Annotated in this window: 13 protein-coding genes; 11 read left to right on the top strand and 2 right to left on the bottom strand. The window is 40.3% G+C overall.

The window, feature by feature from the left end:
* The first annotated feature begins 62 nt into the window (after nt 1-62).
* The 11 genes from purT (at nt 63) to PaeCFBP13512_RS00130 (ending at nt 11846) form a co-directional block, all read left to right on the top strand.
* Nucleotides 63-1250 carry a formate-dependent phosphoribosylglycinamide formyltransferase gene (purT, locus tag PaeCFBP13512_RS00175; protein ID WP_069327978.1) on the top strand — a complete coding sequence of 396 codons (1188 nt, stop codon included), beginning with the start codon at nt 63-65 and terminating at the stop codon, nt 1248-1250.
* Entirely contained in the window at nt 1240-1695 is a 456-nt protein-coding gene (locus PaeCFBP13512_RS00170) for a GNAT family N-acetyltransferase (RefSeq protein ID WP_161594173.1), read from the top strand. Before purT ends, PaeCFBP13512_RS00170 begins: the two co-directional genes overlap by 11 nt.
* Before the next feature lie 144 nt (nt 1696-1839).
* Nucleotides 1840-2367, top strand: coding sequence for a CAP domain-containing protein (locus tag PaeCFBP13512_RS00165; protein ID WP_241669237.1), 528 nt, complete (start codon nt 1840-1842; stop codon nt 2365-2367).
* Between the two features lie 208 nt (nt 2368-2575).
* Nucleotides 2576-2848, top strand: a complete 273-nt coding sequence (locus tag PaeCFBP13512_RS00160; RefSeq protein ID WP_137220600.1) for a DUF1450 domain-containing protein — start codon at nt 2576-2578, stop codon at nt 2846-2848.
* Nucleotides 2849-3073: 225 nt separating this feature from the next.
* On the top strand, nt 3074-3892 hold the full coding sequence (locus PaeCFBP13512_RS00155; RefSeq protein ID WP_137220599.1) for a GDSL-type esterase/lipase family protein: 819 nt from the start codon (nt 3074-3076) through the stop codon (nt 3890-3892).
* 43 nt (nt 3893-3935) lie between these two features.
* Entirely contained in the window at nt 3936-4955 is a 1020-nt protein-coding gene (locus PaeCFBP13512_RS00150) for an ABC transporter ATP-binding protein (protein WP_137220598.1), read from the top strand.
* The gene (locus PaeCFBP13512_RS00145) at nt 4948-5937 is read left to right on the top strand and encodes an ABC transporter permease (protein ID WP_069328538.1); all 990 of its coding nucleotides are present in this window, start codon (nt 4948-4950) and stop codon (nt 5935-5937) included. Before PaeCFBP13512_RS00150 ends, PaeCFBP13512_RS00145 begins: the two co-directional genes overlap by 8 nt.
* Before the next feature lie 366 nt (nt 5938-6303).
* On the top strand, nt 6304-8289 hold the full coding sequence (gene parE, locus PaeCFBP13512_RS00140) for a DNA topoisomerase IV subunit B (RefSeq protein WP_137220597.1): 1986 nt from the start codon (nt 6304-6306) through the stop codon (nt 8287-8289).
* A gap of 51 nt (nt 8290-8340) precedes the next feature.
* Complete coding sequence (locus PaeCFBP13512_RS23550) at nt 8341-8463, top strand: hypothetical protein (RefSeq protein ID WP_273594302.1); 123 nt, start codon at nt 8341-8343, stop codon at nt 8461-8463.
* A 9-nt stretch (nt 8464-8472) separates the two neighbouring features.
* Nucleotides 8473-10935, top strand: coding sequence for a DNA gyrase subunit A (gyrA, locus tag PaeCFBP13512_RS00135; RefSeq protein ID WP_441343311.1), 2463 nt, complete (start codon nt 8473-8475; stop codon nt 10933-10935).
* 350 nt (nt 10936-11285) lie between these two features.
* Entirely contained in the window at nt 11286-11846 is a 561-nt protein-coding gene (locus PaeCFBP13512_RS00130; protein ID WP_137220596.1) for a hypothetical protein, read from the top strand.
* Between the two features lie 367 nt (nt 11847-12213).
* Here PaeCFBP13512_RS00130 and PaeCFBP13512_RS00125 read toward each other — a convergent pair whose 3' ends face one another.
* Complete coding sequence (locus PaeCFBP13512_RS00125; protein WP_137220595.1) at nt 12214-12984, bottom strand: RluA family pseudouridine synthase; 771 nt, start codon at nt 12982-12984, stop codon at nt 12214-12216.
* A 9-nt stretch (nt 12985-12993) separates the two neighbouring features.
* Nucleotides 12994-13863: a class I SAM-dependent methyltransferase gene (locus tag PaeCFBP13512_RS00120; protein WP_069328786.1), complete on the bottom strand. Its 870-nt coding sequence runs from the start codon at nt 13861-13863 to the stop codon at nt 12994-12996.
* Nucleotides 13864-13956: the final 93 nt, after the last annotated feature.

The following is a 13956-nucleotide window of genomic DNA, read 5'->3' as shown; positions in this document are numbered from 1 at the left end:
GACGTAAGCAGTACCTTGTAGGTTGCAGTGCAAAACATGTATATAAGGGAGTGCTGTCTATCATGTGGGGGGCCCCAAATTCTCGTCAAGCGAAACGGATGTTGATGCTTGGGAGTGGAGAACTTGGCAAGGAAGTAGTGATCGAAGCTCAGCGACTCGGCATTGAATGTATTGCTGTAGACCGCTATCCGGATGCACCTGCTATGCAGGTTGCTCATCGTTCTCATGTTATTGATATGCTTGATGGTGCTAAGCTACGAGCAGTCATTATCAGTGAACAACCGGATTTTATTGTACCTGAGATTGAAGCGATAGCAACAGACGTACTGGTAGAACTAGAGCAAGAAGGCTACAATGTAGTGCCTACCGCAGTTGCAGCCCAATTGACAATGGACCGTGAGGGGATACGCCGTCTGGCATCTGAGACCCTTGGATTGCCTACTGCTGCGTACCGGTTCGCTGACAACTTGGAGCAATTGAAAGAAGCTGTTGCTGTACTTGGAACACCCTGCGTAGTAAAGCCTCTTATGAGCTCGTCTGGCAAAGGACAGAGCGTATGTCGCACACCTGAAGATGCTTCGGCATGTTGGGATGCGGCACTTGAAGGCGCAAGAGGCAAATCAGTTCGTGTTATTGTCGAAGCGTTTGTACATTTTGAAAGTGAAATTACACTGCTTACGGTGCGTTGTGCCTCTGGAACGTTGTTTTGTCCGCCGATCGGACATATTCAGCGGGATGGAGATTATGTTGAGTCATGGCAACCGCACCCAATGACTGCTGGACAGTTAGAAGAAGCACAACGTATTGCTGCAACCATTACAGAACGTCTAGGTGGATATGGGTTGTTCGGTGTCGAACTCTTTTTAACCCCAGATGGTGTTGTATTTAGCGAAGTGTCGCCAAGACCGCATGATACAGGTATGGTGACAATGATTACTCAAGATTTATCAGAATTTGCTCTGCATGTTCGGGCTATTCTTGGTTTTGAGATTCCGAGTATTCATTTGTTAACTCCTGGCGCATCAGCGACACTGAAAGCAACACAAGCTTCCAAAGATTTTGTCGTTGGCGGAATAGATGAGGCACTGAAGTTACCCCGTACGCAAGTACGTGTATTCGGTAAGCCGGAGACTAAGCCGGGTCGCCGAATGGCGGTAGCTCTCAGTGCGGATGAAAGTGTGGAAATTGCGCGGAAGCGAGCCGTGCAAGCGGCAGCTCTGCTAAAAGAGGAGTATGTACATGTCGACTAGTGTATTAATGCCTGTTGCAGAAGTCCGTAAATTCGAAAGTAAAGATGTTCAAGCTCTAACTGCTCTAATGCGTGAACTTCGTTATCCGATGACGGAAAGTGTACTGCGCGATCGTATGGAAGCGTTGGAAGGCAAACCGCAATTTTTGACTCTTGTTGCAGAACGTGAAGGACAGGTCGTCGGTATGATCGCTATGTACCGTGAGACTTCATATGAGACAGGTCAACAGACTTCACAAATCACAGGTCTAATCATTTCTGCGAATTATCGTGGTCAAGGTATCGGACGTGAATTGATTGCTCAAGCTGAAAAGCAAGCAAACGAAGCTGGAGATCACTCTGTCTATGTAACAGGAATGAACCGTGACGAACGTCTATCCTCATGCTCTTTTTATCAACATATGGGCTATGAGAAGATTGGATGCCGGTACATTAAAAAAATGTAATTCCGCTATACACAGCCACACCTTTCGAAAAGGCATCAGGTTAATCCTGGTGCCTTTTTGCTTTAATCATAGAGCGAAAATAGCAATTAAATACCAATAGATGGTAAAATATACGGTGATTCTGAATTTAAAGGAGGAACGCCATTGAAAAACAATCGTACATTACTAAAACGAATCACCTCAACTGCTGCCGCAGCAGTACTTGTAGCAGTAACGATAGCAGCTCCTGCTCAAGCGGCTACTACACATCATGTGAAAACAACCAAACCTGTATATGCCAGTCAAAGTGCATCCGCAGACACCTCTACCTTTGTAGCGGAAGTGGTGCAATTGGTCAATCAAGAACGTAGCAAAGCAGGGCTAAAAGCATTAACGGTAGACACCAAGCTTCAAACGATGGCACAAGATAAAGCTATCGATATGGTGAAAAATAATTATTTTGATCATACGTCACCAACTTATGGAACTCCTTTTGAAATGATGAAAACGTATGGAATTAGTTATCGTGCAGCTGGAGAAAATATCGCCAAAGGGCAAACATCTCCTGCTCAAGTGATGCAATCATGGATGAATAGCTCCGGTCACAAAGCCAATATTTTAAGTTCTAGCTTTACATCAATCGGTGTAGGGTATCAAAATGGAGTATGGGTACAAGATTTTATCGGAAAATAATACGCTACAAAATGCAATAATGAAATGTGACAGAGGCATCTGAAAATCAGATTTATAGAATAAAAAATGCCTGTTTCCTTTGTTTTTAGAAGGAAGCAGGTATTTTTATAAGCTCATAAGCAGTATAATCGTTACATATTGGTCTTCATTAGGGTAAATAAGATGATATCCATAGCAATAATGCAACAGATAGAGGAGCCAACAAGCGATGAAAACGATCAAATATTGCACAAAAAATGAAAAGTTCGGTACAAAACAAGTCTATAAAACACTTAAAAAAGAGTTCCCTGATGTAAAGCAAAAGCAAAAAAGTTGCTTAAGCGAGTGTAAAGCTTGTCGCAAACAACCGATCGCTTTAGTGGGGAAAAAGACACTGATATGCGAAGAAACCCCAGAACTATTATATGCCAAATTGGTCGAAATGATTCATGCATCTAATGATAAAAAAGGTAAAAAAGAAAAGAAGAAAGTAAAACAATAATTACTTTTAAATAGATCATTCTATGTATAGAAGATGGTGGATTGATAATATAACCATCTTCTTTTTGCTGTCTATCGATTTAAAAATAGAAGCGATAGTTTCTAACTGTTTGGAAGTTGTACACGTACTGTATATAATAGATAGATAACCTATATTAAAATGAACCGCGAGTCATCATACCAAGTGGCAGATGTTGTTCATATTTCTAACACAGGAGGCCAAATAATGAAATCATCCAAATCGTCAGTGCGTATCTGGCGAATCACAGGCATCACATCCATTGTAGCCACGATTGTATTGATTGGCGGCTTTATTTATGCCATTTCTGATGTATTAAACCCTGTAGGGAGCACGTATACATCCGACGCAACAACAAGTGGAGCAAAACCAGCAACGACTGTTGCAACAGACGGATCTTTTCAAATCGCTGTTTTAGGAGATTCACTTGCTAAAGGTACAGGAGATGACGATGGTAGTGGATTTGCTCGTCGAACCGTAGACTTATTGCAAAAAAACGGTAAAGAAGCTAAATTAATCGCTAATTTAGGCATTAACGGTCAAAAAACAGCATCAGTACTTTCTTCATTAGAAGAACCCGGTGTCCAACATATATTGAAACAATCGAATATGATTTTTGTATCGATCGGTGCTAATGATTTATTTAATGCTGGAGAAGCCCTTGGTAATACACAACAAGCGCCAAGCAAACAACAATTGCTTGCCAATTTACCGAAAGCCAGCAAAACATTACAACAAATCTTAGAGCGAATCGCTCAAATTAATCCAGACGCTCATATTTTATACCTCGGACTGTATAACCCATTCTCTGATTTACCTGAAATACGTGTACCTGGTAATGAAGCTGTAACCGCATGGAATACTACCGCACTGAATATTATTAACAGTCAATCCAATATGTCGCTTATTCCTACGTTTGATTTATTTCAGCAAAATCTAAATAAATATTTATCTTCTGATCATTTCCATCCTAATGGTACAGGTTATGAACAAATTGCAGAACGTGTCGTCCAGAGTATCGAATAATGAGGTATACCCTGTATGGAAATGAGAGAGGAGCTAGATCATAATGGATTCTAAATTAACAACAACCCATCCCATAGCAACGGCTGATTCGCAGTCTGTATCATCTCAAGAAGAGATTGTATTATCTGTCCAGCATGTCAAAAAGAAAATCGGCAAAAAGTGGATTATCAAAGATGTCACTTTTGAAGTCAAAGCAGGTGAAATCTTTGGTTTTCTAGGACCGAACGGTGCAGGTAAAACAACAACGATTCGAATGCTTGTGAATCTGATTCGCCCCACAGAAGGAACGATCAATATTTGCGGTTACGATGTGACCAAGCAACCGGAGAAGGCTTTGGCTTATGTCGGTTCAATTGTTGAAAATCCTGAAATGTATCCTTACCTGACAGGATGGGAAAACTTAGAGCATTTTGCACGGATGCAGCCCGGTGTAGATGAGAAACGGATTCAAGAAGTCACCGAGATTGTCCGTCTGGATGAGCGTATCCACGATAAAGTAAGCAAGTACTCACTAGGTATGCGTCAACGGCTTGGGATCGCTCAAGCGTTGTTAGGTCGCCCTAAATTGCTTATTTTAGATGAACCGACCAATGGACTTGATCCTAAAGGGATTCGAGATATGCGTATTTTTATCCGCGAACTGGCATCGCAAGGTATGGCTGTGTTTGTATCCAGTCATTTACTCAGTGAAATTCAATTGCTTTGTGATCGAGTGGCGATTGTGGGACGAGGAAGTGTTATTGCTGTAGGCGGAGTAACAGAGCTGGTAGAAGATACACAGCATCTTGTGATATGGGAATTAGAACCTCAAGCACAAGGAGAACAGATTCTTCAATCAATACCTTCTATTCAAGTGCTTGATCTGGAGAGTTCTAACTTGGATAACGATACAGCAGCATCACTTCGACCGCATTCTATTATCACCGCAACCCCTGAAGAATACATTTCGACAACGATTGCTACACTTGTGCAAGCAGGGATTCAGATTCATAATGTACGCAAACTTAGCCCGACATTGGAACAACTATTTCTGGGCGTGACAGAAGGTGAATTTATTGAATAGTATATGGCCATTGGTACAGAATGAAACGATAAAAATTATTAAGAAAAAAAGATTTTATGTCGTGCTATTGGTTTTATTAGTACTGGTACCGATGTTTACTTATGCGCAGATGCGTCAAGCCCAAGAAAATCGCACCAAGTTCGGTGAAGATTGGCGTGTTGAATTACAGCAAGCAATCACAGATAACCAGAACTCATTAGGTAGTGATCGTGTACCTGAAGAATGGAAAAAATACCGTCGTGTGTTTGTCCAACAGATGCAATATTATTTAGAAAATGATGTGAATCCGAATGAACCGGGTGGCGTTACATTTACTCGCGAATTTCTGGATAACTCCAGTAGCTTATTTATCCCACTGCTTATTATGACGATTGCTTCTGATCTGGTATCGGCAGAACGAACAGGCGGAACGATCAAAATGTTGCTTACAAGGCCGATTCGTAGGTGGAAAGTATTGTTAAGTAAACTCATTACACTGACGATGTTTGTCTCGCTGATTGTCGTTTCAACCTTTATTATTTCCTACGTCATCTCAGGGGCAGCATTCGGATACAGTGGATTTAACATTCCTGTATTTACCGGATTCCAGCCGGGTGATACAGGAACCGATATGAGTAGTGTACACGCTATAGCCCAGTGGCAATTTATTTTGATGCAAATGGGATTGATCTGGTTTGTCGGGTTGACCGTCGGATTACTTGCCTTTATGGTATCTGTGTTAGTACGAAGTACCGCAGCCAGTATCGTTATTATGATGGCGGCATTGATTGCAGGTACCATTTTGACCAATATGGCGGCTTCGTGGAGCACAGCTAAATATTTATTTATGGTTAATTTGGGACTGACTAATTATTTATCAGGAAGCCCGGCACCGATTGAAGGCATGACATTACCATTCTCGCTTGGCGTATTGGCAGTATGGGCATTAGCGTCAGTTATTGTTTCATTTGCTGTATTTACCAAAAGAGATGTGCTCAATTAAAAAGTATAGTATGATTGCCTGCTTATCTTATGAAGATCAGCAGGCAAGTTTATTTACAAAAGATCATTATAGCTAATATAATGGGAAATCGTAGAATAATGTGACAAGTGGGTTTACGAAATGAAAAGATTAGATTACACTTAAAGAATAAAAGGAACATGTGTTTGCATTATACATTTATCTATCGAATAAATTACATTTTATGTAAATCAAAAGTGTCGACAAAATAAAAGCGTATGATATGATGGTTCGGGGTCAAGCGCGATTATTGATTTACCTATGGTATAATTTTCGACTAAGATTTATAATGCTAATCGTAGGTCAAACAGAACAAAGCAATATTTAGATTAAAGAGGGGGACCATGAATGGTCGAAAAGATCGATTCACTCACAAATTCATCCCGTGGTAATGTTAATCCGCCAGTTTCCGGGTATGATGCTGACGACATTCAGGTGCTTGAAGGGCTGGTTGCCGTACGGAAACGTCCGGGGATGTATATCGGTAGTACAAGTTCATCTGGGCTTCATCATCTCGTATGGGAGATTGTGGACAACGCAGTTGACGAGCATTTGGCAAAACATTGTTCAAAAATCGAGATTTCACTGAACAAAGATGGTTCGGTTACGGTTTTTGATAACGGACGTGGTATTCCGACAGGAATGCATAAAAGTGGAGTACCTACACCACAAGTTGTATTTACTATTTTGCATGCAGGTGGTAAATTCGGCGGTGGAGGATACAAAAAGTCCGGAGGTCTACACGGAGTTGGTGCTTCAGTAACGAATGCATTATCCGAGTGGCTAGAAGTAGAAATTTATCGTGATGGTGGTATTCACCGTCAACGTTTTGAATATTGGGTTGATAAAAAAGAAAAAGAGCATGTAGGTGAGCCTGTAAGTGGTCTTGAAGTCATTGGCAAAACCAAAATTACAGGAACAAAAGTTACATTCAAACCAGATATTCGTGTATTCCAACAAGGAATTGCATTGAATTACGATACACTTGCTGAGCGTCTGCAAGAAATTGCTTTTCTGAATTCAGGCTTAGAAATTTTACTTAAAGACGATCGTAATGATAAAGAAGATCGTTTTTATTATGAAGGCGGAGCCAGTCAATTCGTAGAGTTTTTGAATGAAGGCAAAGATGTTCTTCATGATGTGATTCATTTCAATGTCGAGCGTGAAGATATCGAAGTCGAAGTAGCGATGCAGTACAATGCAGGATATACTGAAACGCTTGCTTCATTTGTAAACTCCATCCCTACACGGGGCGGCGGTACGCATGAGACAGGATTTAGAGCAGCATATACTCGTGTATTGAATGATTATGCTCGTAAAACAGCACTGATCAAAGAAAAAGATAAAAACCTCGAAGGTGGAGATTTACGAGAAGGCATGATGGCGGTTATAAGCGTCAAAATGTCAGATGTAGAGTTTGTCGGTCAGACCAAAGACCAATTGGGTAGTTCTTCCGCACGTGGAGCAGTAGATGCGGTAGTCGCTGAAAATATGCAACGTTTTCTCGAAGAAAACCCACAAGTCGCTCAAAAGCTGATCAAAAAAGCAGTTCAAGCTTCTCGTGCACGCGAAGCAGCTCGTAAAGCGCGTGATGATATGCGTACAGGACGCAAACGTAGCGAAAGTTCGAATCTGAACGGTAAGCTAAGTCCAGCGCAATCGAAAGATTTTTCTAAAAACGAACTGTTTATTGTCGAAGGAGATTCGGCAGGTGGTTCTGCGAAACAAGGACGAGATTCCAAGATTCAAGCGATTTTACCACTCAAAGGTAAACCGATGAATCCAGAGAAATCCAAACTTGCAGATGTAATGAAAAATGAAGAATATCGGGCGATTATTTCTGCTATTGGTGCAGGAGTAGGAACTGAATTTGCCATAGAAGATAGCAATTATTCCAAAATCATTATTATGACCGATGCGGATACCGATGGTGCACATATTCAAGTGTTGCTATTAACATTCTTCTATCGTTATATGAAGCAATTGATCGATAACGGTCGTATCTATATTGCTCAACCTCCGCTGTACAAGATTTCTCAACGTGCCGGCAAAAAATCGCAAGAACGTTATGTATGGACAGACGAAGAGTTGAATCAGTCGATGAAAGAGTTCGGCAAAAATGTAGATTTACAACGTTACAAAGGATTAGGTGAAATGAATCCAGATCAATTATGGGAAACAACGATGAATCCTGAAAGTCGTACATTACTTAAAGTACAGATCGAAGATGCTGCCAAAGCAGAACGTCGTGTATCTACATTAATGGGCGATAAAGTTGATCCTCGTAAACGTTGGATCGTCGAAAACGTAGACTTTACAGAATATGCGGAGTAAATAATTGTATCTGTGATATAGAAAAGTAATCTTGATGGATGATCAAACTAAATGAGCCGCTGCTTTAGTGCAGATGGAAGTGAGCATCATACCGTGCTTGGTTGGAATGGTATTCACTTCCCTCTGTACTCTGCGGCGGCTTCAAAATTATCCGGCGATAAGCTCGGAAGGTAAGGTGAACGGATGGCTATTGAAAATAACGATAAATTTTTACCAGCATTTCTAGAAGAAATCGTTGGAGACCGTTTTGGTCGCTACTCTAAATATATTATTCAAGACCGCGCGATTCCTGATGTTCGTGATGGATTGAAACCGGTACAACGTCGTATTTTGTATGCTATGTACGATTCAGGCAATACACCGGAAAAAGGATATCGCAAATCAGCTAAAACAGTCGGTGACGTGATGGGTAACTATCATCCTCATGGTGATTCATCGATCTATGATGGTATGGTACGGATGGCACAACCTTGGAAAATGAGTCATACGCTTGTCGATGGCCATGGTAACTGGGGATCGCCTGATGATGATCCAGCAGCAGCAATGCGTTATACCGAAGCTCGTTTATCTTCGATTGCGATGGAGATTTTACGTGATATTGATCGGAATACGGTTCAATTTAAAGACAACTTTGATAATACGACGCAAGAACCTGTCGTTTTACCAGCTCGTTATCCTAATTTATTAGTCAATGGCGTAAGCGGAATTTCATCAGGTTTTGCAACAGAAATTCCTTCGCACAGCCTGCGTGAAGTGATCGAAGGTTGTATTGCATTGATGGAAAAACCTGAAATGGAATTGCCTGAACTGATGAACTATATCAAAGGCCCGGATTTCCCAACAGGTGGTACGATCATGGGTGGAGACGGGATTCGTGATGCCTATTCTACAGGCAAAGGGCGTATCTACATACGTTCTAAAACAGAAATTGAAACATTACGTGGCGGTAAACAGCAAATTGTGATTACCGAAATTCCTTATCAAGTGGTAAAAGTACGTCTTGTCACAGCGATGGAAAATATCCGTTTGGAGAAAAAAGTAGAAGGTATTGCTGAAGTACGTGATGAGAGCGGACGTGATGGACTACGGATCGTGATCGAGCTTAAAAAAGATGCAGATGCACAAGGCATTCTAGCGTATTTACTCAAAAAAACGGATCTACAAGTGACCTATAACTTCAATATGGTAGCTATCGTTAACAAAGCGCCTCAACAAATGGGAATAAAAAGTATTCTGGAAGCGTATATTGCGCATCAACGTGAAGTGGTTACCCGTCGTACACAACATGATCTGGATAAAGTAGAAGATCGTGCTCATGTACTTGAAGGTCTAGCTAAAGCACTCAATGTACTAGATGAAGTCATTGCAGCGATCAAAGCGTCTAAAAACCGCCAAGATGCACAAAATAATTTGCAATGGATGTTTGGCCTCACTGAACGCCAAGCCGATGCGATTCTAACCTTGCAATTGTACCGCATTACTAATTTAGAAATTAATCAAGTTGAAAAAGAACTAAACGATATTCAGAAGAAAATCACCAATTTCCGTGCTATTCTTGGTAGCGATAAAAAGCTAGTCGGATTGATCAAAAAAGAATTGATGGAGATTCATGATAAACATGGTATTAATCGCCGTTCTATTATTCAAGATGAAGTTGAAGAGTTGAAAGTTAATCTGGAAGTCATGATTAACTCGGAAGATGTGCTAGTGAGTCTTTCTAATGATGGTTACATTAAACGTACGAATATGATGTCTTTCAATCGCTCGGGCGGAGAACGTAGTGGATCAGGTGCCAAAGAAGATGATTATATTCGCGAAGTGATGAATGTAAATACACTAGATAATCTACTTGTCTTTACACAGCGGGGACAATACTTCTTACTTCCTGTTCACCAGATTCCTGACTTCAAATGGAAAGAAACAGGAAAAGCGATTGTTAATATTATCCCGATGACTCGTGAAGATCGAATTGTGACGATGGTTCCTGTTCGTAATTTTGAAGAAGAACAAGCCGATCTGATCTTTGTGACCAAGCGAGGACAAGTGAAGAGAACAGAGATCAAAGAGTATGCGACCAAACGTTCAGGAGCAGTAGCCGCTTGTAAGCTTGGAGAAGGAGATGAAGTTATCTCTGTAACCCGTTCAGGTCAAGCTAGAGATTTGATGTTAATTACTAAAGAAGGTATGAGTATTCGCTTCCGGGCAGAAGAAGTCAATCCAATGGGTCGGGTTGCTACAGGTGTACGTGGAATTCAACTGGTTGGAGAAGATGAAGTCGCCGCAGTCCTATGGGTAGATGGAGAAGACGGACAATTGATGGTCATTACCGATCTTGGATATGCCAAACGTACTTCATTATTGCAATACCAGACTCAAAGCCGTGGTGGTAAAGGATTATCTACCTTTGAGTTCAAAGAAGGTAAACGATCCAAACCAAATGGTAATCGTATTATTGGTGCTTTTATCTGCGAAGAACATCGCTCATTTATGGCTATTTTACCTCCAAATCGTATGATCGGATTTAATAGTAAAGCCGCACTTCAAACCGATGAACGCAGACATATCGGTAAACAGATTGTTGAAATGGATAAGGCAGATACGATTATTGGTATCATAGAAGATTTATCTTCTAATGGATCAGTCTGACTTTGAGTAAAAATAAAATAATGGTATAAAAAACTTCTCTTTCTATCTACAGATAGTCAGAGAAGTTTTTACATAATAATCAGTTAACAATCGTATAGATTATAAATTAAATAGTGAAAATATAGAAATGATTCAGCTAGAATACTGCAAAAATCAATTATTCTGCCTACGACATTTATGGTTAAATATCTTGATTTGAATTCTAATCAGTCGATATCCAAACTTAAAAATCTTTCAGAATTATTGATTTTCTTCGTTGGATTAAATAAAAAATAGTGTGAAAATTATCATATGGAAAAAATGTAATTATATGTTATATTACTGAGTGATAATTATTTAGGAGGGATAGAATGGAAGGATCAGTAGTTGTAGTTAATATGGGGGCAGAAAGTTATAATGATGCTTTATATTACTTGGAACAAGCAAAAGAAGCAGAAAAAAAGGAAGAAAAATTTTTGATGTGGCGTAATACTAGATCTTCTATTTTAAGTATGTGTTTATCAGCGGAATCAGATTTGTCTAAGTTGATACTCATTAACCTAAGAGGAAAAGAAAATCGAAGTGCGACAGAAGAAGAAGTATATAGTTATTTAAATGATTCTGCAAATTCCGATAGTAAACCACCAAAGGAATTTTGGTCTGTACTGCAAAAATACAATAAATTATTGGAATTAAATGGTTTGGAAAAGGTAGATGAACTTCCTAATGATTATAAATCCGCTGTTTATCTTAGAAATAAAGTTGCTCATTATATTACAGCTCACAATGAAAAAGTTTATTCTGAAACAATCGTGAAAGATGTTGAGAATGCATTAGAAAATATTCGACAATTTATTCGGCATATATGGAGAATATCTAATGAAGGTAATCCAATTTGGATTGATAAAACTGAATCTTGGATTATAGACTAACTATCTTTTTTCAGTTTTTGTTTCTTTGATGTTGAAAAGCTTAAACTACCTTCACACACGAAGCGGAGAGAATAGATGATTCTGAAAGAGCGAAGCGCTCGCCTTTAAGAACGGATATTTACTGCTATAAGCAGTGATTCAAAATATCCGTTCTTAACAGCGACGAGAAGAATATCTATTTTCGAAGCGGATTTTACACTAAACCACCAGCACAAATCCTTAAGCTAATTCTCTTCTAAGTTCGTTTTCTAATATCAATGAAAAAAGCTTTTCCATTACCTTGTAATCAAGGAACGGAAAAGCTTTTTTGTATCTTATTTATAAAATACAAGTAAATATTTCATACATGATCTTGCTCTTATACCACTTACTTTAACTTCGTTTGCTCCAATTCAAGCTCTAACCGTTCCTTCAATTGCTCATAGATATCACTCGACCATTCGATCCACGGCTTAGTCTGTGGAGGAAGAGAAATCATAGAGATCATGCGACCGCCGACAGGATGAGGAATAGCCGTCAATACAGACCATAAGGCTAATTGCTCACCACGACGGTTCACTTCAGCGCCATACTTTTGATCTCCAAATAAAGGATAGCCCGCATGAGACATTTGAATCCGAATTTGATGAGAACGTCCAGTGTGCAAATGGATCAACACCAACGCAAGATTCAAATCTTCATTTTGAGCGAGTACTTCGTAATCGAGTACTGCTTCTTTACCACCCGTAGTACCTGGGGGAACTACGGCACCTGTATTGGTGCGTGCATTTTTAAGAAGTACGTCTTTAAGTGTTGCTTTAGCAACAGTAGGAATACCGCGTACAACAGCGACATAGCGTTTCACCATGGTGCGGCTACGTACAGATTCAGACAAGCGAGAAGCCGCTTTGGATGTTTTGGCAAATACCATCGCTCCGCCAACCGGACGATCCAAACGGTGGATCAATCCTAGATATACATTGCCTGTTTTGTTGTAACGTTCTTTCAGGTCTTCTTTGATCAAAGTCAACATATCTGGATCACCTGTTGGATCTTCTTGCGAAGGGATGTTAACAGGCTTAACAACTCCAATAATATGGTTGTCTTCATATAACACAGGAATCGGCGCTCTACCTTTAGTATTTGAATGTGGTTCCATTGTTATGCCTCAGCTTTCCCAGCGTCCAAGAATACCGCATGGCAGATTCAGACCTGAGTTCGTGATAGGTAGACCAATTTCGCCAGAAGAAAGGGTACCACCGTAACGCTGTTGCATCGTCATATTCAAAATATTAGACAATACTGTCGGTGCAATCCCTGTTGTATACGAGTTGATCAGCATAAATAATGGGTTATCCGACATAATCGACAAGCAAGACTCTAAGAAAGGGTACAGACTGGATTCAAGTTTCCACATTTCGCCACCGGGTCCACGTCCATACGAAGGAGGGTCCATAATGATCGCATCGTATTTGTTACCACGACGTTGCTCACGTTGCACAAATTTGAACACATCATCTGTAATAAAGCGTACCGGACGATCGCCAATCCCTGATAATTGATGATTGTCTTTAGCCCACTGTACCATTCCTTTTGCCGCATCAACGTGTACCACATCAGCGCCAGCGTAAGAAGCGGCTGTTGTTGCTCCACCTGTGTACGCAAATAAGTTCAAGACGGTGATCGGACGACCAGCATTTTTGATTTTGTCCATCATCCAGCTCCAGTTCGCTGCTTGTTCAGGGAATAGACCGGTATGTTTGAAATTAGTAGGTTTGATATGGAAATTCAAATCGCCATAACGAATATTCCAGCGTTCTGGAATTTTGCGTTTCCATTCCCATTCACCACCACCTGAAGCGCTACGGTGATAATGACCGTGTACTTGATTCCAGCGTGGGTCTCTATCTGCGGATTGAAGAGGCCAGATAATCTGTGGATCTGGACGACGTAATAAGATTTCTCCCCAACGCTCCAGACGCTCACCTGCGCCCGTATCAATTAATTCATAATCTTTCCATTGATCAGCAATATACATGTAATAATCCATCCTTATATTTTATTTCTCGATAGATATTGTAGAGTACAATCATCTATATACAGAGTAGCCTAAAAAGCCATCTTTATCAGT

Source organism: Paenibacillus sp. CFBP13512, from assembly GCF_005233705.1.
In the GTDB taxonomy this organism is placed as follows: domain Bacteria; phylum Bacillota; class Bacilli; order Paenibacillales; family Paenibacillaceae; genus Saccharibacillus; species Saccharibacillus nuruki.
The sequence above is the reverse complement of the archived record's forward strand: the minus strand, read 5'-3'. Positions and strand labels throughout refer to the sequence as shown.